Origin of the sequence: Fangia hongkongensis FSC776 = DSM 21703, from assembly GCF_000379445.1 — a bacterium.
Classification (GTDB): Bacteria; Pseudomonadota; Gammaproteobacteria; order Francisellales; family Francisellaceae; genus Fangia; species Fangia hongkongensis.
In genome coordinates this window covers 30,953-53,401 of sequence record NZ_KB902242.1, presented here as the reverse complement: position 1 = coordinate 53,401, position 22,449 = coordinate 30,953, and the positions used below count along the sequence as shown (strand labels likewise).

Below are 22,449 nucleotides of genomic sequence, written 5' to 3'. Positions count from 1 at the left end.
TCATCTCAATAAACCTAGGCTAGTTAAATATTTAAACCATGGAGCTATTATGTTATGCACATCTCAACCGCTGATCTTATCACTGTTTTTAATTCATCAGGCAGCATTAAGCGCATATTGACACGCTATGAGTTTAGAGATGCTCACAACATACATCCAGCTCCACAAAAATCTATTGAACTCGTTAAAATCATTAATGAGTGTACAGAGAGGCTAAAGCTCAGCATTCAAAATAATACAACAATGACTCCCTTTCAAAAAAATGCCCAGATGGCGCTTTGTGAGCCGCAGGCTGTCCGCCAAGCTATTTGTGAAATCTTTACTAACCAGCATCCAAATTTCACAAAAGATGAATTTGGAAACTATATAAACCCTTTGATCTTTTCACTTGCTTCTTTTTTCCAGCAAAGTAGTTTGAATATTGGCTGTTGCCGGAGTGAATATGAACTGCATGTTATTTTACTTACCTTAAAGGTTGCAATCGAGCTTTCCTGTTTGAATGTTTTTGATGAAAACTCAAATGCTTTTAAGATTGCAGTGCCAAGCTACGCACTACAAGAGACTTACAAAAGCATTGACAAGGTAAGCAAAATAATTCAATTTAATCTCCGTGTTTATGATAGTATTGCGCTACAGCTATATAGCGCTTTTGCCGCTTATTGGGAAGTTGATTGCAAAAAGAATGGTGCTAACTTTGCAAAGAAATGTGCTGATCTTTTTACCCCTAATAATAACTCTTCCCTTTCGCCACTAACATCACTCGATGACATGATATTTTCTGAGAACACTGAAGATATGCGTCACTTTATTCAAAACTTCAAGCTCACTCCAGATATAGGAAATTATACCGAGAACCTAATAGCCGAGCTGCCAAAAATCGCTCAGAATATTAATCAATCTTATGGCAAGCTTACACAAAATAAAACTCGCCTAAATTGTTTTAAAGAGGCGTTACTAAATGCTGATTTAACAATTCAAGCCAACGGCAAAAATGCCTTTAGTCTACATGCTTGCAATTATAATGATTTTATTGCTAAACATCAGTATGCTAAAGATCTAAGAAATCTAGCAAAAGCCTCACGTCAAGCACTACAGGAAAGGTATCCTACACCTCAAAATGGACAACTATGTTTTAATTTCATTAATGATAATGGGATTCAGATGGAATTAGCGTCATTTTTTAAGAAAGTTCCACAATATTTCAAGTTAAAGCCGATCTCTAGAACAAAGATATTCAACACTAGAATGCTTGGGCACTCTACTGAGTATAATGAAGACCGAGTTGACATCCTTGAAAAAATAACTTCTGCTGATAGTGAAGATACACTGCTTGCCATACGACTTCTATGGTTTCAAAGTGATATTTTTTTACAGCACCCTGGAAAGTATAAAACATCATTACACTGGAGCGTTGCACCTGATGGCAACATCGTTAGAATATCCGAAAGGAACAGTCGCCTCAATCTCCTTCTTGCCATTCGCCTTTATTTTCTTTGGTATCAAAACAGGCGCTTTCCGACTCAAGCTGACCTTGATAAATATATCTGCGATCACCCTCAATTATATTTCACCAAGCTTGCACGTAGAACTTATGTTGGCGGACTTAACTACCCTGATATATTGAAACGATCAATAAAAACTTCGTCTTTATATCAAACATACTGCAAGTACCTCAATCAACAACTAACGCCTGAACAAATAAAAGCCTATCTTGAAAGAAGATGGAATGAATATATAACAAAGTTAGATCACTCATTGCATTTAAACAGAAGTCCCAACTTTACAAACTATAGACTCACAATCGGAGCCTTATAAACTATGGCAAAACACCTTATTATTGATTTTTTAGGTACTGGCGATCATTCTGCAAAGTCTAATCTTCCCATCTCTGTACAAGATATATCGCTCAATTCCTTATCTAGAAATGCTGATCACCATCTTTTTTATGTTGAAGGCTGCGGACAAACAAACTATGATTTTGCTTTTCCTGATATTTCAAAAACAGCCCAGTTTATCGCATACCAATTACTATATAGCAATGGCAATCATCCATATAATAATGACAACTCTATTGGCCAACAATTTACCCAATATGAAAACAAGGAACATGTTGGAAATCATAAAAACAAAAGGTATCTACGCCCTTTCAATCTTAGTAGAAAGCACCCAGATACTTTGCAAAATTATGATAGTATTCAATTTATTGGGTTTAGTCGCGGCTGCTTTACTGCTATCTTTACCATCAAATACCTTTTAGATTTTTATCAACAGGAGCATAAAAATATTAATTGCATCACCAGCACAGATTCACTTGCCCACAAAGTTTTTTTATATTGTTTTGACCCTATCCCCGGTAACCTGATTCGAGGATGGAGTCTGCCAAGTGAAAAACTGCAATCCATTAGCAACAAGGCTAAGGTGTTGAAAGAGCTGCCTATTCGCTTTGTTCTCTACGCCTACTCTGCAACTACTTATCTTCTCCCTGGCTTTTTTCGATATCTACCTGAGACTTCACTTTATACAGAAACAGATATGCTACTGCTCCCTGGGGATTTTTTCAAATGGGCAACAACTAACCATCGTAGCTGCACTCGGTATAAAGAAAATATTTTACAGTTATATCTGGCACAACAGGAAAGAAATAATAACTCTCCAATAATAGGCAATGAGGTGGAATTAAATCCAGAGATCAGTTTCGCCCAGCTACCCCCTTATTTTTTCACTGCTAGACAGCCTCAAAAATCAAATATCCAATCTTTCGAGGCAATGCTAGCGGGCTTCCCAGTGACTTATTTTCCCCAAGGCACTATGAAAATATACTGCGCTCACATGTATTTTTCTTCTATCAATAAATATTTAGAGGAGTATCGGTTTACAACACCCAATACTAATATGATAAGTTTATGTCGCCTTTATGCACTCACCCAAGGAATTTTACAAAACTTAAATGTACTCCCCAATGTTCGCTCAGATAAAAAGAAGCAGCTTACTCGAATTAAAGAAACTATTGTCTCATATATTAAAGCTCACTATACACTTTCCAACCCTTCTATAAGCACACCTAACCAGCAGTCTGTCGATCAATTTATTTCTAACCAGCTAAAAAGCATCTGTCAGTATGTGATAAAAAAGAGTGTTAATTTCTACCGCAATAATGAAAAAACTCAATCCTATACAAACTTTATTCAAGCATTACAACACCCCAGTTATCGCTGTCTTTTTACTATTTGGTATGTTCAAGTGCCGCACCACTCATTTTTTCAAGAAAATGAAATCAAAAGCTTTATTTATCATCTTAACAATATTCATATTGATAATATTGAAAGACAAAGGTTATCTAGCAGTATCTAGGCATCAAATATTGAAGCCAAGCAAAATCTAAACTAACCCTACGACCAACCCAGAAGCAAAAGCATTAGTGAGGACAGATTTTTCTCCCCAGATAGTTTTAGACAACTACCTGCTGACTTTTTGGATTGAGGATAAGTTGCTTTCTATATCCGAAAGCCTGTTATTCCAACTTAGAAATAGCCTTCTTGTTGTCAATTCTCAATAATGGAGTTGTGTTTCACTTTATACAGGATAAATTTATGCATTATTATGACAAATAACCCTCAAGCTCCTCAAGTAAGGTAATTTGCTCCTCTGTCAGATTATCCTCCAAAAGAAGCTTTTGAATTTCCTCATATGCCTCAGGTAATGAGAGTTTACGCTCCCCTTTATAATCAACCGGCATATTTTCAACTTCATAACTGGCAATTTGCTCAAGATAAGCTTGAAATTCAAGCTGCATATCAGCTGTCAGCGACTCTGGAGACAAGCGTCCAATAACACGAAGTGCACGCTGGTAATAGTCCTTATTCATCTCCCCTAGTAGAGACACTTTTTTGTTTACATTTCCTTGATGAAAGGCTCTTGATAAATTTTGCTCTGCTTGATTCATAAAGCCCGCCTGATAAAGCGCCGCATCTGCATCCACATTTTCAACCACTGGGTAAGTATAATCCAAGATATAATCACGTATTTCAATAAACACTTCGGGGTTATCTTGCAAAAATGCTTTATTCTTTTTGATTATCTCTATACGATCCTGTGAAAACTTAGCCAAAAAGCGCTTTTTAGCAGGAAGTAAAATGGGGGGCTCTCCCCACTTTTTATTCATTCCCCAGATGAAATCTGTGAAATTATCGCTATTTGCTTTTGACAAGTCCTCTAAATCAAGGCGTAAAAAACACCATTGATTCTTATAATGACGGTGCTGACCAAGTGAGAGAACAGGCGCAATAAAGTTTGCATCCGAACCAAATTTACCTGACACCATCAGCGCCTGAAGGTAGCTTTTTTTATCAACCTCCAATCCCACATCCAACTGCCCCATAACTTTCTGGTCTTCTGCTTTATCAAATCTCTGGGTTAGATAATGCCACATTTTTTCATTGGCCGATTTTAGCTTTTTTGCCAACTCTAAAGTAACCACAACATCACTCATCGCATCGTGCGCACGCCCTTGCAAAAACAAATGATTCATCTCATTTAGATGCTCAAGTTTTAAAGAAGTTTTTTGCTTCTCATTAGTAGGCCATTTCAACACATCATCTGCAAAAAGATAATAAGCACTCACAATCGGATATAAGTCCATACGCATGCAGTTATTTTTATACTGATGGTCATAGGGCGGAAGCAAATTTTTAAAAAAAGAAAAGCGCAAAAACTCATCATCAAAACCAAGCGTATTATAACCAATACTGATAGTATTCGGTGTATTAATTAGCTTGAAAATACGACAAACCGCCTCATATTCACTGATCCCTGTGTTTGCCTTTTCAATGGATATATGATGGGTGATACTCGCTTTTGGGTGTGGAATGGTATCTGGGTTTAAACGCACTAAAAATTCATAGCGTTCCAGCTCACGGAGGTTTTCATCCGTTCTAATCGCTGCAAATTGCAAGATTTGATCAAAGCATTTATTAATGCCTGATGTTTCCAAGTCATAAAAAAGATAGCTCTTTTGCATCCTAATCGGTTCTCAATTTATAAGGTTTGCACGAAGGATAACACTTCCAAAACATGCCCTGGCACCTTCACTTTTCGCCACTCTTTGACAAGTTTTTCCTCTTTATCAATGACAAAAGTACTTCTTTCGATTCCCATATATTTTTTGCCAAACATGCTTTTTTCCTTTAAGACACCAAAAGCTTCACACAAATACTTTTCTGTATCGGCAATTAGCTCAAAAGGCATGTTGTACTTCTCTTTAAATTTTTCATGTGATTTAAGCGTGTCTTTAGATATACCAAAAATAACGCTGTCTGCTTGATTAAACGCTTCAATTTCATTACTAAAATCAATGCTTTCATTGGTGCACCCAGGTGTGCTGTCCTTTGGATAAAAATATAAAATCACATTCTTGCCTTTATAATCTTCAAGCGTAAAGGTTTTATCTGAAGTCATTGGTACTGAATCTAGTGTGATTTTCTCATTAAGTTTAAAGCACATCGCTTGCATACTCCCATAGATTGTATATTATATGCTCTCAAAGGCATCTGCATGATTCCTTTAACAGGCTAGATAAATAGCCCTACTTTATACAATTTTTAAAAAGAGATCAAAGCGTGTTGAACAAAAAGACCCTCTTAAACTTATCAAAAGCAGTAAAAGATTCACTCATTGTGGATGAAAACTATGATTTAAATGAGCTTCACAGCCTCAATCCTTGTATTTCAGCGAAAGAATATCCTTTTCATCTCAAGGGAAATTTTAGCACGGAAAATGCAAAGATGCTTTTTACTGGGCAGTTAAGTGGAACGCTCACTCTAATCTGCCAAAGAACACTTGATGCTTTTCCCTTGCCGATCAACATTGAAATAAAGCTTGGATTTGTCACAGATGATCGGTTCTTTAAAGGCTTCCCCGCTGAGTATGAACCTTATGTCTATGATGATGATCAAATTAATATTAAAGAGATGATCGAACAAGAGGTATTATTGAGTGTCCCAATGATTCCAAAAAAACCACTAAAAGATTGTCAAGGTAAAGAAAATACGTCATACTATGGCGTTTCTGAAACTAAGGGTAGTAAATCCCAAGAAAAAGAGAACCCTTTTTCTGTGTTAAAAACACTTAAGTTTGATAAAGAATAACAGTTAAGCAATAGGAGAATAACCATGGCTGTACAACAAAACAAGAAAAGTCGCTCTAAAAGAGATATGCGCCGTTCACACGATGCATTAAGCGCTTCTGCACTTTCTACTGACAAGACAACAGGTGAGCTTCACCTACGTCACCATGTTACTGCAAATGGCTACTACAAAGGCAAGAAAGTAGTTGCTGTTAGCGGCGATGACGAATAGAATACCTTGCATGATAGCGTAACTTTCCAACATGTATTGTGAAGGTAGATAATTATACAATTTCTATTGACGCCATGGGCGGCGATCACGGTTTAGATAGCACACTACCAGCTGCTATCTCTGCTCTTAACAAAGATCAGCAACTACAAGTTGTCCTCGTTGGCAATGCTGATCACATTCATCAAAGATTAAAATCACACTTCAGTGGCAAATATGATGTTGCTCGCTTAAGTGTTATTCATGCCAGTCAGATTGTTGAGATGGATGAGTCACCTGCACTTGCTCTTCGAAACAAAAAAGACTCTTCAATGCGTGTTGCGATTAATCTTGTTAAAGACGGAACAGTAGATGCTTGCATTAGCGCGGGCAACACCGGCGCCTTAATGGCTACTTCTAAATTTGTCTTAAAAACACTCCCGGAAATTGACAGGCCTGCCATTGTCTATGCCATCCCCTCTTTAGATAGAAAAACCAAGAAAATGAATCCTGTCTATATGCTGGATTTGGGTGCTAATGTAAACTGCTCCTCTGAACAGCTTTTTCAGTTTGGCATTATGGGGTCGATTCTGGCTGAAAACTTGAAAGGCAAAGAAAGACCTTCTGTCGCACTTTTGAATATTGGCGAAGAAGAAATGAAGGGCTTAGATAGCATTAAACAAGCAGCAAAAATGTTTAATAACTATGACCCTGTTAACTATATCGGCTATGTTGAAGGTAATGATATCTTCTCTGCTAAGGCCGATGTCATTGTCTGTGACGGTTTTGCTGGCAATATTGCGCTTAAGACCTCCGAAGGCACGGCGAAGCTTATTGCTGATATGATCAAAGATAGCTTCAATAACAGCTTATTCTCAAAATTTGCCATGTTATTATCTGCCCCAGTACTTAAGAAAATTAAAAACAAGCTGAATATTAATCAGTATAATGGCGCCTCTTTACTTGGACTTCGCGGCATTGTTATTAAAAGCCATGGCGGTGCATCAAGCGAAGCGTTTGAAACAGCCATTTTTGAAGGCATTAAAGAAATTCGCCACAATATCCCTCAAAAAATACAATCGCAGATTGAAAACGTCATGCAAAGTGAAGGCTAGAGGGATGTTTGCAAAAATAACAGGCACAGGGAGCTACTTACCTAAAAAGTCACTGACAAACCATGATTTAGCTGAATTTGTTGATACATCAGATGAATGGGTTAAACAACGCGTTGGCATTAAATCAAGACATATAGCAAGCGATGATGAAACCACATCACTCATGGCACTTGAGGCTGCAAAAGATGCGATTAAAAGTGCTAACATTTCAGCAAAAGATATCGGACTTGTTATTGTTGCAACAGGGACCAGTGAGTATCTAATGCCCTCTGTAGCCAGTATTTTACAGCATGAGCTTTCCATACCAAGTTGCCCTGCCTTTGATATAGGCGCCGCTTGTAGCGGTTTTGTCTACGCTGTAGATATCGCTAAGCAATATATTGAAAATAACACCGCAAAACATGTTTTGGTTGTTGCCTCTGAGAGAATGTCTCGGGCACTTGACTGGAATGATCGCTCCACCTGTGTTCTTTTTGGTGATGGCGCAGGCGCTGTTATCTTATCACAAAGTCATGAACCGGGAATCATTGCTTCAAAGCTACACACAAACGGTGAAGGCCTTGAAATGTTGCAGTTTAAAAGCCCGCTCAAAAGAAAACTTGATGAAACACATAGCGAGAATGCCTATATTACCATGCAAGGTAATAAGGTTTTCAAGCAAGCAGTCTCAAGCCTAACCACTTTGGTTAATGAGCTATTAGAAGATGCCAAGATCACAAAAAAAGACATCGATTGGCTCGTACCCCATCAAGCAAATTATCGCATATTAGAAGCAACTGCTAAAAAGCTTGGACTTTGCATGTCACAAGTTGTTGTGACACTTGATACACAAGGAAATACTTCAGCGGCCTCCATTCCCCTTGCATTAGACTATGCCATAAAAAACAAAATGATCACCTCAGGACAAACTATTTTAACCGAGGCATTTGGGGCAGGACTAGTTTGGGGCGGGTTTATCGCAAAGTTTTAATACGCTAAAAACCATTTAGTTAATATTCGTTCAACATAACAACAATTAAAAAAAATAGGGTGGGAAGATGACAAAACTTGCAATTGTTTTTCCAGGTCAAGGATCACAACGCCTTGGCATGCTTAAAGATTACTATGAGCAATTTGATCTTGTAAAGCATACTTTTCAAGAAGCCAATGAAGCACTTGGTTTTGATTTATGGCAAATCATTCAACGAGATGAGCAAAAGCTTAATCAAACCGAATACACGCAACCTGCACTTTTAGCCTCAAGTGTCTCTATTTGGCGTGTTTTACAAACGCTAAATATTAAACAACCAGAAGCGCTTGCTGGGCACAGTCTTGGAGAATACTCTGCACTAACATGTGCCAATGCAATCTCATTTTCAGATGCGCTTTTACTGGTTAAAACACGTGGCGAGCTTATGCAGTCAGCTGTGACGAATAAAGCTTGTGCAATGAGCGCTATTCTTGGTCTTTCTAATGAAGCGGTTATTGAGTGCTGCAATGCAGCAAGCCAATATGGTATTGTTGAACCTGCAAACTTTAACTCCATAGGTCAAGTCGTTATCTCAGGAGAAAAGCTTGCCGTTGAAAAAGCCAATGAAATAGCAAAAGAAAAAGGCGCCAAAAGAGCACAGATATTACCTGTTAGCGTACCATCTCACTCACCACTGATGAAGCCTGCGGCTGAGATTTTTGCTAAAGAGCTTGATAAAATCAATATTCAAGCCCCTTCTATTTCAGTTATTCATAATGTTGATATCCAAACCCACAATACAGAGTCGGCTATTAAAGAGGCTTTAATTAAGCAGCTGTACTCCCCTGTACTTTGGACACAAACAATTGAAAAGCTCGCGCAAGAATCATTTGACACTGTGATCGAGTGTGGGGCAAATAAAGTATTAACCGGTTTAAACAAACGTATTGTCAAATCGCTACAGTATTTCGATAGTGCAACGGTAACTGCGCTTGAGAATATTGAACAACAAACGGTATAAAACTCGATTAAATCAGGAGAAACCATGTCATTTAATGAAAAAGTTATTTTAGTTACTGGCGCATCTAGAGGCATTGGAAAAGCCATTGCAAAGGCTTTTTTACAGCAAGGCGCAACGGTTATAGGCACTGCAACCTCTGAGAGTGGCGCTCAAAAGATTGAAGATAGCCTAAAAGAATATGGCAACATTCACGGGCAAAAGCTGAACATTACCTCAATTGAGGATATTAAAGCCATTTTTGATTGGATGAAAGCTAATACTGGTCTTCCAGATGTCCTTGTTAACAACGCCGGCATCACTAAAGATAATTTAATGATGCGCCTCTCTGAAGAAGATTGGCTGGATGTGCTTCACACCAATCTAGACTCCGTATTTCACTTATCAAAGGCTGCGATACGTCACATGATGAAAAAGCGAAATGGCCGCATTATTACTATCGGATCGGTCGTTGGCTCATCTGGCAACCCGGGACAAGCAAACTATTGCGCGAGTAAAGCAGGCGTAATCGGCTTTAGTAAATCTTTAGCACAAGAGGTTGCCTCTCGCAATATCACCGTAAACGTTGTTGCCCCTGGGTTTATCCAAACTGATATGACAGACAAGCTCACTGACGAGCAAAAAACAGCCATTATGGGACAGATCCCATCTCAAAAGCTAGGCTCACCTCAAGATATTGCAGAGGCAACTGTGTTTCTTGCTTCAGAGGGGGCACATTATATTACAGGACAAACTTTACATGTCAATGGCGGCATGTATATGGTATGATTTAGCTGAATTTAGTAGAAAGGTTCTTGCAAAAAAGTAGCATTTCACTACAATAAACAGTCGATTGTGGCAAAAGCCTTTGGCAAACACATAATTCAATCAGTTTTAGATAGTAATAAACTAAGGAAAAAAAAATGAGCACAATTCATGAAAGAGTAAACGCAATTATCGTTGAGCAATTAGGCGTGAAAGAAGAAGAAGTTAAAGCAGAAGCTTCTTTTATCGATGATCTAGGCGCGGACTCTTTAGATACAGTTGAGCTAGTTATGGCTTTAGAAGAAGAATTTGACACTGAAATTCCTGATGAAGAAGCTGAAAAAATCAAAACAGTACAAGATGTATATAACTACATTGATGCTAGAGCGGAAAGCTAAGCAACCTCTTCACATGAAATCATAATTTAGAATCAGTATTGATCTTAAGTCAATGCTGATTTTTTGTTTAACAGAACAAATAATTTTGGATGGCTTGATTATGAAATCTGCACGACGCGTTGTTGTAACCGGCCTTGGCGCAATAAGCCCACTAGGAAACAATGTTAAAGACACCTGGGATGGCATTTTAAAAGGGAAAAGCGGCATTGCCCAACTTCCTGAATTTACTGTGAATGTTGGCCCACAAATATCAGAGTTTAAAGTTCGTATTGGCGGCACCATCACAAACTATGAGCCGACAGATCACTTTAATGTCAAAGAGCTAAAAAAGTACGACCCTTTTATGCAATATGGTCTTGTTGCTTCAGAAGAAGCGTGGCAAGATGCAGGCATTACTGTCACTGAGAAAAATGCATCAAGAATCGGTATCTCGATGTCTTCTGGCATTGGTGGTATTGAAACACTTGAGTATACTCGTACGCAAATCGATCAATTTGGCCCAAAAAGAATTTCACCATTTTGTATTCCTGCCACAATCATTAATATGATTTCAGGGAATTTCTCGATTAAGCACAATCTTCGCGGTCCTAATACCGCTGTTGTTACCGCTTGCACAACAGGAACACACAACATTGGAATGGCTGCGCGCATGATTGCCTATGGTGATGCAGATGTCATGATCGCCGGTGGCGCAGATAAAGCAAACACATCTATCGGTATTGGTGGATTTGCTGCAGCTCGCGCTCTTTCATCACGCAATGATGATCCCGAGCATGCTTCTCGCCCATGGGATAAAGATCGTGATGGTTTTGTCCTATCAAATGGCGCTGCAGCAATTGTACTTGAAGAATATGAACATGCTAAGGCGCGTGGTGCACACATCTATGGCGAACTTATTGGATTTGGTATGAATGCTGATGCCTATCACATCACAAGCCCAAGTGGCGTTGGCGCCTATGAATGCATGAAGCTTGCCGTCAATGATGCTGAGATTTCAGTTGATCAAATTGACTACATCAATGCACATGGCACCTCAACACCAGCCGGTGATGTTCAAGAAAGTCAAGCAGCGGAAAAAATGCTTGGCAGCCATGCTAAGAATATTGTTATGAGCTCAACCAAATCCATGACAGGGCATATGCTTGGCGCTGCTGGCGCTATTGAGGCAATCTTTTCACTCTTAGCAATACGTGATCAAGTTGCACCACCAACAATCAATCTTGATAATGTTGATGAAGGCTGTAACTTAGACTATGCCGCACATAATGCAAAAGAAATGAAAATTGAGATCGCCCTTTCCAATTCATTTGGATTTGGCGGCACAAACGGTACGCTTATTTTCAAAAAAATCTAATGTCTCAATCTTTTTCTCGCACAATTTGTATTGCACCGATGATTGCATGGAGTGACAGGCACTATCGCTATATGATGCGCCTTATCACCAAAAAAACCATGCTCTACACAGAAATGGTAAGTGCTAACGCGATTATTCATGGTCCGCGCGAGCGTTTGCTTCGCTTTTCTACCAAAGAATCTCCAGTTACACTTCAGCTTGGTGGAAATGACCCAAAGGATCTTGTTTATTGTGCTAAACTTGCAGAATCTCTTGGTTTTAATGAGATCAATCTGAATGTTGGATGCCCAAGCGACAGGGTGTCAAAAGGCGCATTTGGGCTTTCTCTTATGTATAAGCCTGAGCTGGTTGCTGAATGTGTTTATGAGATGAAAAAAGCACTGTCCATTCCTGTATCAGTTAAATGTAGAACAGGCGTTGATGAGCTAGATAGCTTTGAGTATCTGAATAAATTTATCAAAGGCGTTGTCGATAGCGGCGCTGATTTTATTTGCATTCATGCAAGAAAAGGATGGTTAAATGGTTTAAGTCCGGCTCAAAACCGCACCATTCCGCCTTTGAACTATGAGACTGTCTATCAAATAAAACAAAACTTTCCTCATATAGCCATTGGCATTAATGGTGGCATTACCAGCTTTGAGTCTGCTCAAAAACACCTAAAGCATGTAGATAGTGTGATGATTGGTCGAGAAGCCTATCATAACCCGATGTTATTTAAAGATGCTGATCATCTTTTCCACCATCAGCCTCTCTCTGATATCACTCCCTTTGATATTACTGAAGGCATGGTTGAATATATAGAAAAAGAAATGTATGAAGATGGCTGTCGTTTAAGTAACATTACACGTCATACATTAAACCTTTTTAATGGCTATCCAAATGCGCGCGCCTATAGGCGTTATTTGAGTGAGAATGCAACTAAAGAAAATGCAACCGTCCAAGTTTTCAAAGACGCGGTTAATCTACTTCGCTAAGCACTATATTGCTTCAAATAATTCAAAAGAGCAGCTAGCTTTTTCTCATCAGTAAGATTGTAGCTAAGTGATACTTTAGAGAATACATCAAAGTGATCAACCTCACAAATCGTTTTACCCGCTGAAAAATGCACCGCTGAAACACCACTTTTGAGCACTGATTGAATATTATCATAACTGATACCTGAACCGGCCATAATTTCAATATCTGAACCATATCTCTCAGCTGCCTCTTTAAGATTATTTACACCTTCCATAGCCGTTTTTTCCCCACCTGAGGTTAATATTCTAGTCACCCCAAGCTCAATGCATGTTTCGATACTAGCAAAGTAATCAGCGCTCATATCAATTGCACGGTGAAAAGTTGTCTCTAGATGATATGCTTTTGCAAGCGCAGCAATTTCTTTAGTTTTTATAACATCAATAACCCTATCATTTGTTAAAGAGCCAAATACCACACCATGAATTCCTATCTCAGCAAATAAGTTTATACTGCTTAGCATCTCACTATGCTCAAGATCATTATAGCTAAAATCACCAGATCGAGGACGCAACATGACATGGCGCTCTGCACCAACATGCTTTTTTGCATATTGGACTAGGGTTGGTTGAGGTGTTAAGCCATCAAGCGCAAGTGCACTACAAAGCTCAATGCGATCAAGTCCATAGTTATTTAGAATTTGTAATGAGCGCACATTATCAACACACACCTCTACCTGCATGATTGTCCTTTAATATTACATTCAATAATTACTACTATCCCACTGTAACACACGATACAATAGATGGTATTAAAATTCTGCCAAAGTATAAAGGAGTAAGCACCAATGCTTGTAATACTAATCTTAATTGCCATTGTAATTTTCATTGTTGGCTTATTTGTCGGCATGGGAATTAAAAAAGGCGCAAATTCAGCAGTACAAAAAGAGCTGGAAGAAACAAAGCGCCAATTAAGCTACTATCAGGATACTGTTAATCAACATGTATTTAAAACTCAACAGATTATGGAGAATATTAATCAGCAGTTTGAAGAGCTACAACAACACTCCAAAGACTACAGTGTCAAACTAAATGCCGTCAATCCACCGCCAAGACAGGCAAAACCACTAGAGACAGATAACAAAGAGAATAAAACAGAAGTACCAAAAGACTATGCAATTGGCAATGACTAATGCTACAGCTCAAAAGAACTTCACGCTTAAAGCTTCATTTGAAGACTTTATTGTTGAGGAAATCCTTGGTTTTGATTTAAGTGGTGAGGGAGAGCATCTATGGCTCTATATTCAAAAAACAGGAATGAATACGCAAGAGGCAATCAAGCGCATCTCCCATTACAGCAATATTCCAAAGCGCCATATTGGCTATTCAGGATTAAAAGATAAACAAGCGGTCACTTCCCAATGGCTCTCTTTATATTTACCCGGAAAAGAGGATATTGATTTTAGTCAGTTTAACGATGAAAACATTATCATCAAAACACTTAAAAGACATAATAAAAAGCTTAAAGTTGGCACCCATAAGCAAAATCGCTTTATCTTAACGCTGCGTGATATCCAAAAGGAGTTTAGCGAGATTGAGTCTACGCTTCAATCCATTAAACAAAATGGTTATATTAATTACTATGGTGAGCAGAGATTTGGCCATGACAATCTCTCACTTGCCACCCAATGGATAAAGGGCACATATACTCCCAAAAGGCATGAAAAAGGGTTTTTATACTCGGTTATTCGCGCCTATCTATTCAATGCTTATATTGATGATCGTCTAGCTCAAGGGACTTTTGAGAAACCACTTATAGGCGATATCGTAAGCTTAAGCCATGGCAGTAGTTTTTTTAAAGTGGACTCTGCCGCTGAAAAAGACATCAAAGCGCGCTTTGAAAAGGGGGAGATTTTACTCGCCGCGCCATTAATCGGTAAAGCACAAAAGCTTCACTACGATGATGAGGCACTTCAAAGCTATCTTAGATTCTGTGAGCCTTATCAGGAATATATTGACTTTCTAAACTCCGAGAATTTAGAGATGCAATTTCGCGCAACAAAGGTATTGCCAGAGAATTTAAGCTATCAATACAATGAAAATGATAATACATTAGTACTTCACTTTACGCTCATAAAAGGGGCTTATGCAACGACCCTTGTAGATGCCCTAAACTAAATAAAAATGCTAATAATTTACTTGTTATAATGCGCTAGCATTTTATAGTGTAATATAAGCTTATCTGCGATAGATATAACTTTTATGAAAACACTCAATGACATTGCCATTATTGGCGCGGGCATCTCTGGAATTAGCTTTGCTCACAAGTTACAAAATCAAGGTTACAATAGTATCATTATCGAGCAAAACGCATACTCAGGTGGCTGCATTGAAACTTTTCACTCAAACAAAGCTTCTGGATTCTGGCTAGAGCTTGGCGCGCATACGCTCTATAACTCCTATCATAATGCTTTAGCGTATCTTTCTGATCACGATCTTACTTCAGCACTTCAAAAACGAGAGAAATTAAGCTTTAACCTTATCAGCAAGAATGGCGAAATCACCAGCGTACTGAAACATTTAAATCTATTTCGCGCCGCCCTTGGCTGGCCGCTGTTTTTCTTAAGCTCCGCCAAAGATAAAACGGTTAAAGCGTATTTCAGCTTTCTATTTGGCAAAAAAAATTACGAACAAACACTCAAATACTGCTTCAATGCAGTCTTATCTCAACATGCTGATCAATTCCCTGCTGATTTTTTATTTAAGAGGCGTCAAAAAGATAAATCCTTCCCTCGCAGCTTTTCTTTTCAACATGGACTCTCAACACTTTTCAATAAATCCATAATTAATGGGCTTAATCTTAAACTGAATACAAAGGTTACCTCACTTAGTTATGCAAACAACGCGTGGCAAATTAAAACGCAAGAGGAAACCTATTACGCAAAAGCATTGTTACTTGCAACCCCTTGGCATGTTAGTCAATCACTTTTAAAGGATATCCAAAGTCCAATTGCCGATATTAAATACCAGCCAAAGGTATCCAATTTTATAAGTTGTGGCATTATATTAGAGAAAAAACACACCGCTCATATTGAAAAGCTGGCAGGCTTAATTGGTGTCAAACAAAGCTTTTTTTCTGTTGTCTCTAGAGATGTTATTGCAGATGAAAAATATCGCGGATTCACCATTCACTTTTTTGAACGCCGCGAATCGGTAGAAACACTGCTTGAGAAATTTCTTCAATCGCTCAATATTCCCAAAGAGCATCTTATTGACACGAAAGTTAAGAAAAACACTCTGCCAATGTATGATGCAAACCATGCAGAGTTTCTACTGAGCCTAGATAAAGCTCTACACAATGAGCCAAATCTATATTTAACGGGCAATTACTTTACCCGCTTAGCCATCGAAGATTGCATCAAACGCTCTGTGAGCGAATATAAGCGCTTTCTAAGCAATCACCCTTCCTCTATTAGCTAACACGTAAACCCGCAACCGCTCCCTCATGTGGCTCAAGAATATATAAATCTTTACCATCGCCAGCGGCAAGCACCATGCCTTCAGAAACACCAAAGCGCATTTTTCTTGGCGCTAGGTTTGCAACCATCACCGTATGCTTACCAATTAAGCTTTCAGGATCATAAGCAGACTTAATCCCAGCAAAGACTTGTCTTTGTTCTGCTCCCAGATCAAGCTTCAAACGAAGCAGCTTGTTTGAGCTTTCTACATGCTCCGCTTCAATAATCTTCGCAATACGCAAATCCACCTTTAAGAAATCATCAATTTTGATTTCAGGGGCAAGATTAAGCGCATTTTCTTTAACTACTTCTTCAACTTGCGCACCTGTTTCTTCAGCTTGTTTTTGTTTTGTTTCTTCAATAATCATATCAATTTTTTCCTTTTCAATACGAACCATAAGCGGCTTAAATTTATTAATCTTATGCGCACCAAGCGTCATTGGAATGTCACTCCATTTGATCGGCGTAATATTCAAAAATTGCTCCGACTTGGTGGCAAGCTCTGGCACAACCGGTTTTAAATAACCAATCAGCATTTTAAAGAGATTAATTCCTAAAGAACACACATCATGTACCAGCTCTTCTTTGCCTTCCTCTTTAATCAACTGCCAAGGTTTATAATGATCAATAAATTGATTCGCCTGATCTGCAAGCTGCATAATCAAGCGTATCCCTTGTGCAAAGTCACGATTTTCAAAGCAAATGCTAATTTCTTTATGTGCACTTTGAAAGCTATCCACTAGACTCTGATCAATAATTTTATCTGATAACACCCCATCAAATTTCTTATTAATAAAGCCCGCACAACGACTGGCAATATTAACGACCTTGCCAATCACATCTGAGTTAACTTTTTGCAAAAAGTCTTCCAAATTTAAATCGATATCATCAATTTTTGCAGTTAACTTACTTGCAAAATAATAACGCAAATAATCCGCTTTCAAATGATTTAAATAGGTTCTCGCTGATACAAAAGTCCCTCTTGATTTGGACATTTTTTTGCCATTAATGGTGAGAAAGCCATTTACAAAAATACCACTTGGCTCACGGTAGTCTACAGAAGCCAAAATTGCCGGCCAAAAAAGCGCATGGAAATATAAAATATCTTTGCCGATAAAATGATAAAGCTCGCTGTTTGTTCCTTTTTTCCAATAGTTATCAAAATCAATGCCTGATTTATTACAGTAATCTTGGAAACTGGCTAAATATCCCATTGGTGCATCAAGCCATACATAGAAAAACTTTTTCTCATCTGTACCTGGGATTGGAAAACCAAAATAAGGCGCATCACGCGAAATATCCCAATCTTGAAGTCCCGCTTCAAACCACTCTTTTAGCTTATTTTTCACTTCAGGCTGTAGAGAGTCTGTGGATTTGATCCAGCTTTGAATTTCCTGAGATAAACTGCTTAATTTAAAGAAATAATGCTCTGAAGATTTTTCAATTGGCCTCTCCCCTGTTACCACAGAAACTGGGTTAATCATATCCAAAGGCGAGTAAGTGGCACTACACACTTCACAACTATCACCATATTGATCTTCAGCCTTACACTTTGGACATGTGCCTTTTACAAATCGATCAGGCAAGAACATATCTGCTTTAGGATCATAGGCTTGCAGAATTTCCTTTGAGTCAATAAGTTTCGCTGCTTGCAACTTCTCATATATTGCCTCAACAACTTCCTGATTCAGCTTATTGTGAGTTGAATGGTAATTATCAAACTCAACCTCAAAATCCATAAAATCATCTAAATGTGACTTTGACATTTCTTCCACCAGCTTTTCAGGCTTCACACCCAGCTTTTGTGCACGGAGCATAATAGGCGTTCCATGGGTATCACTACCACAGACAAAATGACACTGATTCCCTTGAAGTTTCTGAAACCTTACCCAAATATCCGATTGAATATACCCCAGCATATGCCCTAAGTGCAAATGCCCATTGGCATAAGGCAATGCATTTGTTACCAAAATGTTTCGCATAACAGAATAATTATAAAATTTGAATGGCATTATTATACCATTGCTAGGTCAGTTTGCGGATGCTAATTGTGAAGAAATTTATGCAGGCACAGTGTTACCACTCCAAAGAGAAGTCAATGCTGAAAACAAATCATTATGACTTAAGACATGACGCGTTCTTGTTTCTCTTGCTCTATAGATATATCGAAACCAATATGAACGCTGAAAATCGATAATCCTCAAGATCTCCTCAATGACTTCATAAGGTGATTGCAAGAAATTTGATAACGGGGTATTTTCTAAGATACGCCAAATATGCACTCTTTTACTCTGAGTGATGTTAAAATCGGGCGTGTAAGTTGTTTCCGGCTGAAAAAGCATCTGTAACAAAAGATAACTATAACAGGCTTTAAATGGCATGGAGATATTGAGTAGCTCTGCTAGCGCAAGCTGGTAGACTGGTTTTAATATGCGTCCGTTTTGTGAGGAGCAAGTAAACTCAGCTCTGTTTTTAATTAGATGCCCATAGATTGCGGTACTAAAAAGACTATCAATAAGTGGCAATCTAGGAAAATCTTCAGCATAAATCTCTCTTCGGTGATATTTATACAGCGCTCTTATAGGTACCAGAACCAATTGTTGATAAGTAGATATGGAACGATTTAAGCTGTGTAAATTTAAACCCTTTTGACGCGCTTGTGTAGCAGCGGCATCTATCGCTTGATATGGCGTTGGGCTCATTATATCTGTAGATATAATTTTTTGTAAAAAGTTAAAGTCATATTGCTGATTTTGTGGAGAAATCGCCTGCTCATGCTTAAAGATCTCAGCCAAATTTTCTACCTGAGAGCTTAAGAGATGCTTAACTTCATTTTCAACCTGACTAACAAAGGGCACCATGATATTTTTAAGGTTATAGAATAAGGTCAAATGCCGCCTTTCATCTAGAGAACCTTGAGTGATGAGCGAAACTATATCCGCGCCATCCAAGAGGAGTTGCGTTACTTCACTTGAAGCACTTTGATTAAGAGCCGCTGTTATTTTATTTAAGAGTAGCGCTTCTTTTCCTACAATGACACTTTTTAGAGGTGGTATTTGGCTGCGCTCTAATGTCAGATTTGTCGCACCATTCACCCTGCTTTCACTTGCAGTAAGATTATATTTCTTTGCAATGTTTTTAAATTTTCCTTTCATATTTTAATGTCATAGCACAACTATAGAAACAATATAATCAAAAGAAATAAAACATCAACAGAATATATAATGAAATGACAGCATTCAAAGCGTTGGCTGAACACATAAGATCCCACCTCTTATCCGAATCTTATGTACTCAGCACCCCCGCACTTACTTGACAGACACTTAGCAAACAAGCATCTGATGATATGGCCACTTATCCCCCGGCTGCATATCTGAGACCCATATTATGTGATATTAATATCACTGTAAAGTAAAATATTTACTTATTTTTACTTTTTTAAGTAATTTTATCTTGCTAGGTAAATATGTTATGATTCACTCTGTACAAACAGAGCTGATTATAGCTACACTACTAATTATGTAAATGGGGAAAATTCCATAATGAGTGACAAACAAAATACGGTTAAAATTATTAGCCATAATATTTTTGCTTTAATGAAGAAGCATCAAATAAAATCAGTCAGTGAGCTTGCTAGACAAATTAACTGTTCTGCAACCACCTTATACAACATCACAAATCATGCCAATAAAAACCCCTCAATTGAAACCATTAAGATGATTACTGATTTCTTTGATATTTCAATTGATGCATTTATTTCTGAGAACCTTTTTACTCAATCAAGTAAAAAATCACGCGCCTGCCCTTTGCTTGATATAGAGCACATCGCTGCATTTTATGAAGGCAAGTTAGATGCCTCTGATATTGCTGTCACTGAGATATCTAATACATTTGTTTCAGAAAAGGCATTCGCCATCAGGCTGAATAAAAATATCACCCCTTATCAACAGGGCAATATTTTAATTTTTGATGCGCTTGACCCCTATGAAATTTCATTTCCTAATCTTTGCCTGCTCAATATAGGCAACCAATATCTCATTGAAAATACTTACTTTATTGACAACGAGCTTTATATTAAAGAATCTCAGGGCTTTTTAACTAAAAAAGAAGTGCTGGTTCCTATTAATGAGAAACATCAAGACTGTAGCCTAGCTGCAACCTTGATTGAGGTGAAGTTTTATAACTAGACTTAATACTTTCCATAGTCATTACTACAACGCTCAGTATCTATCTTAAATCCAACCATTTTCGCAATATTATTGCTTGGCAGCTCAACAATATCTGTTTTTTCAAGGCGCTTAATATATAAAGCGATTTTGCTTGAAAAAATACACGCAATGATATCATAGCATAGTTTTATGGTATATTGAGTTGCCACAATGACTAATATAGTTTTGACTGGCACCACGAAAAGGAAAACTCCAAAACAAAAGATAAAACTATCCACCAAAGTGCCTATTGACGTTGCACTGATAAACCTTACCATGATTCTTCTACGTTCTTTTGTTGGCTGAATACCATGCTTCCTTCTAGAATAGTATTTCATCCTAGCAATAATATTGGTATTCACATACTCTGCTATAATAAAGCTGATAAAAGATACCACAAAGGTTCTTAAAATATCTGCTCCATAAAATACTAGCTCTTGGATATAATTATGGCCATCAACTGTCGGGAGTAATGATAATATCACCAAGGCAATGATTGCAAGTAACGAAGTAAATACAACAATAGTGTAAATTCGTCTAACAATAGAAAAGCCATATATCTCAGTTAAGATGGAATCTATCAAAAATGTGAATGCATAAATAAAAATTGCTGCAGGAACTGCAAGAGAAACCCCTCCAATACTACCAAGACTAACTAATGTTGATCCCGTAATGTTAGAGGTAAAAAAGACAACTGTATATAGTGATACAAAGATAAGAAATATATATTTTTTATCTTTTAGAGCGGATGACTTTATATGTTTCCTTTGTCGGCCATATAAAGCCTGCTCTTTCCCTGCATGGAATGCAATCGTACGTTGATCCACCTCAGAAAAGAGATCTAAAATATCATCATTAAAAAGTTTCGTAGCGCCTTGCGTGGCACTTTTTTTAGTCAATGTATCATAATACTCAATGCTAAATGCATTAGGATCAATATCACCTATTTTAAAATGTATTTGAGACATAAAGTAAGAATTACTGTCTTACAAGACGTAGATTTTTAAGCGCTTCATCTATTTCAAGCTCACTTAAAGAACTACGAAGCGGATTAATATCCAAGCCACCTCGACGAGTATAACGCGCATAAACCAATAATTTTTCAGGCTGGCAATGCTTCATAATATCCGTGTAGATTCGCTCAACACATTGCTCATGAAACTCATTATGATCACGAAAAGAAATAATATACTTCAATAAGCTTTCATGATCAATTTGCGCCCCTTTATAGGAGATCATTACACTACCCCAATCTGGTTGGTTGGTAACAAGGCAGTTTGACTTTAGAAGATCACTTGTTAGTGTTTCCTCCACAATCAGCTCAGAGGCACACTTAAGAAGCGATGGGTTTGTCATATATTCATTAATTTCGACATCCAACACATCCAGATTAACCCCTGAGAACCCATTGACGAATGTACAATCATATTCACTTAATTTAATCAGTCGAACGATTACTTCACCATTTGCTGCTTGAGAGAGGTCACTTTTCATCAAAGCGGTTACTTCACTTTCACTGTGAAATTTAGTGTTATTAAACGAGTTAAGATAAAGCTTAAAACTCTTAGATTCAATAATATTTTCTGAATCTGAGCTAATTTCAAATACCCCAACTCTCACCTCTGGTTTGCCTTTACTATTCAACCAAGAAATTTCAAAGCTACTCCAGATATCAACCCCGCTAAAATTAACTTTTTGTGATAATCCTAGCTCCTCTCGTTTAATCAATCTTGGAATTGGGAAAAGTAAACTTGCATCATATTGTGTTAAATAATCAGATTTTTTACCTAACTCTGATAATTCTAACTCCATACCATCTACCATTTAATAACCATCCATTATTTTGTAAATTTAAGACAGAAT

General features: G+C 37.8%; 22 protein-coding genes. 15 read left to right on the top strand and 7 right to left on the bottom strand.

Going from position 1 to position 22,449, the window contains the following annotated elements; genetic code table 11:
• The first annotated feature begins 54 nt into the window (after positions 1-54).
• Both A37Q_RS0103465 and A37Q_RS0103460 read left to right on the top strand, forming a co-directional pair.
• Complete coding sequence (locus tag A37Q_RS0103465; RefSeq protein ID WP_018298880.1) at positions 55-1,815, top strand: hypothetical protein; 1,761 nt, start codon at positions 55-57, stop codon at positions 1,813-1,815.
• A 3-nt stretch (positions 1,816-1,818) separates the two neighbouring features.
• On the top strand, positions 1,819-3,351 hold the full coding sequence (locus A37Q_RS0103460; RefSeq protein WP_018298879.1) for a hypothetical protein: 1,533 nt from the start codon (positions 1,819-1,821) through the stop codon (positions 3,349-3,351).
• 247 nt (positions 3,352-3,598) lie between these two features.
• Here the strand turns inward: A37Q_RS0103460 and A37Q_RS0103455 are convergent, their stop codons facing one another.
• Together A37Q_RS0103455 and A37Q_RS0103450 are read right to left on the bottom strand one after the other, a co-directional pair.
• Positions 3,599-5,017, bottom strand: a complete 1,419-nt coding sequence (locus tag A37Q_RS0103455; protein ID WP_018298878.1) for an exodeoxyribonuclease I — start codon at positions 5,015-5,017, stop codon at positions 3,599-3,601.
• A 17-nt stretch (positions 5,018-5,034) separates the two neighbouring features.
• Complete coding sequence (locus A37Q_RS0103450) at positions 5,035-5,499, bottom strand: peroxiredoxin (protein ID WP_200403652.1); 465 nt, start codon at positions 5,497-5,499, stop codon at positions 5,035-5,037.
• Positions 5,500-5,615: 116 nt separating this feature from the next.
• On the opposite strand from A37Q_RS0103450, the gene A37Q_RS15765 reads away from it, so the two are divergent.
• From A37Q_RS15765 to dusA, 9 genes are all read left to right on the top strand, one after another.
• Positions 5,616-6,143, top strand: a complete 528-nt coding sequence (locus A37Q_RS15765; protein ID WP_018298876.1) for a YceD family protein — start codon at positions 5,616-5,618, stop codon at positions 6,141-6,143.
• 24 nt (positions 6,144-6,167) lie between these two features.
• Positions 6,168-6,353, top strand: coding sequence for a 50S ribosomal protein L32 (gene rpmF, locus A37Q_RS0103440; RefSeq protein WP_018298875.1), 186 nt, complete (start codon positions 6,168-6,170; stop codon positions 6,351-6,353).
• A gap of 38 nt (positions 6,354-6,391) precedes the next feature.
• Positions 6,392-7,444: a phosphate acyltransferase PlsX gene (gene plsX / locus A37Q_RS0103435; RefSeq protein ID WP_276104171.1), complete on the top strand. Its 1,053-nt coding sequence runs from the start codon at positions 6,392-6,394 to the stop codon at positions 7,442-7,444.
• Positions 7,445-7,448: 4 nt separating this feature from the next.
• Positions 7,449-8,414: a beta-ketoacyl-ACP synthase III gene (locus tag A37Q_RS0103430; RefSeq protein ID WP_018298873.1), complete on the top strand. Its 966-nt coding sequence runs from the start codon at positions 7,449-7,451 to the stop codon at positions 8,412-8,414.
• Between the two features lie 67 nt (positions 8,415-8,481).
• Positions 8,482-9,414, top strand: a complete 933-nt coding sequence (fabD, locus tag A37Q_RS0103425; protein WP_018298872.1) for an ACP S-malonyltransferase — start codon at positions 8,482-8,484, stop codon at positions 9,412-9,414.
• Positions 9,415-9,438: 24 nt separating this feature from the next.
• The gene (fabG, locus tag A37Q_RS0103420) at positions 9,439-10,179 is read left to right on the top strand and encodes a 3-oxoacyl-ACP reductase FabG (RefSeq protein WP_018298871.1); all 741 of its coding nucleotides are present in this window, start codon (positions 9,439-9,441) and stop codon (positions 10,177-10,179) included.
• 134 nt (positions 10,180-10,313) lie between these two features.
• The gene (acpP, locus tag A37Q_RS0103415) at positions 10,314-10,553 is read left to right on the top strand and encodes an acyl carrier protein (RefSeq protein ID WP_018298870.1); all 240 of its coding nucleotides are present in this window, start codon (positions 10,314-10,316) and stop codon (positions 10,551-10,553) included.
• Positions 10,554-10,653: 100 nt separating this feature from the next.
• Complete coding sequence (gene fabF, locus A37Q_RS0103410; RefSeq protein WP_026196499.1) at positions 10,654-11,907, top strand: beta-ketoacyl-ACP synthase II; 1,254 nt, start codon at positions 10,654-10,656, stop codon at positions 11,905-11,907.
• Positions 11,907-12,881, top strand: coding sequence for a tRNA dihydrouridine(20/20a) synthase DusA (gene dusA / locus A37Q_RS0103405; protein WP_018298868.1), 975 nt, complete (start codon positions 11,907-11,909; stop codon positions 12,879-12,881). Before fabF ends, dusA begins: the two co-directional genes overlap by 1 nt.
• Here the strand turns inward: dusA and A37Q_RS14525 are convergent.
• Complete coding sequence (locus A37Q_RS14525) at positions 12,878-13,603, bottom strand: copper homeostasis protein CutC (protein WP_018298867.1); 726 nt, start codon at positions 13,601-13,603, stop codon at positions 12,878-12,880. The genes dusA and A37Q_RS14525 overlap by 4 nt on opposite strands.
• Before the next feature lie 105 nt (positions 13,604-13,708).
• On the opposite strand from A37Q_RS14525, the gene A37Q_RS0103395 reads away from it, so the two are divergent.
• From A37Q_RS0103395 to A37Q_RS0103385, 3 genes are all read left to right on the top strand, one after another.
• Positions 13,709-14,053 carry a ZapG family protein gene (locus A37Q_RS0103395; RefSeq protein ID WP_018298866.1) on the top strand — a complete coding sequence of 115 codons (345 nt, stop codon included), beginning with the start codon at positions 13,709-13,711 and terminating at the stop codon, positions 14,051-14,053.
• Positions 14,046-15,038: a tRNA pseudouridine(13) synthase TruD gene (gene truD / locus A37Q_RS0103390; protein ID WP_026196498.1), complete on the top strand. Its 993-nt coding sequence runs from the start codon at positions 14,046-14,048 to the stop codon at positions 15,036-15,038. Before A37Q_RS0103395 ends, truD begins: the two co-directional genes overlap by 8 nt.
• A gap of 84 nt (positions 15,039-15,122) precedes the next feature.
• On the top strand, positions 15,123-16,340 hold the full coding sequence (locus tag A37Q_RS0103385; protein ID WP_018298864.1) for a protoporphyrinogen/coproporphyrinogen oxidase: 1,218 nt from the start codon (positions 15,123-15,125) through the stop codon (positions 16,338-16,340).
• On the opposite strand, the gene metG is transcribed toward A37Q_RS0103385, so the two are convergent.
• Together metG and A37Q_RS0103375 are read right to left on the bottom strand one after the other, a co-directional pair.
• The gene (gene metG / locus A37Q_RS0103380) at positions 16,333-18,360 is read right to left on the bottom strand and encodes a methionine--tRNA ligase (RefSeq protein ID WP_026196497.1); all 2,028 of its coding nucleotides are present in this window, start codon (positions 18,358-18,360) and stop codon (positions 16,333-16,335) included. The genes A37Q_RS0103385 and metG overlap by 8 nt on opposite strands.
• Before the next feature lie 78 nt (positions 18,361-18,438).
• Positions 18,439-19,533: a hypothetical protein gene (locus A37Q_RS0103375; RefSeq protein WP_018298862.1), complete on the bottom strand. Its 1,095-nt coding sequence runs from the start codon at positions 19,531-19,533 to the stop codon at positions 18,439-18,441.
• A gap of 387 nt (positions 19,534-19,920) precedes the next feature.
• Between A37Q_RS0103375 and A37Q_RS0103370 the strand changes: the two genes are divergently transcribed.
• On the top strand, positions 19,921-20,565 hold the full coding sequence (locus A37Q_RS0103370) for a helix-turn-helix domain-containing protein (protein WP_018298861.1): 645 nt from the start codon (positions 19,921-19,923) through the stop codon (positions 20,563-20,565).
• A 2-nt stretch (positions 20,566-20,567) separates the two neighbouring features.
• Here A37Q_RS0103370 and A37Q_RS0103365 read toward each other — a convergent pair whose 3' ends face one another.
• Both A37Q_RS0103365 and queF read right to left on the bottom strand, forming a co-directional pair.
• Positions 20,568-21,554, bottom strand: a complete 987-nt coding sequence (locus A37Q_RS0103365; RefSeq protein ID WP_018298860.1) for a VUT family protein — start codon at positions 21,552-21,554, stop codon at positions 20,568-20,570.
• A gap of 10 nt (positions 21,555-21,564) precedes the next feature.
• On the bottom strand, positions 21,565-22,398 hold the full coding sequence (queF, locus tag A37Q_RS0103360) for an NADPH-dependent 7-cyano-7-deazaguanine reductase QueF (RefSeq protein WP_026196496.1): 834 nt from the start codon (positions 22,396-22,398) through the stop codon (positions 21,565-21,567).
• Positions 22,399-22,449: the final 51 nt, after the last annotated feature.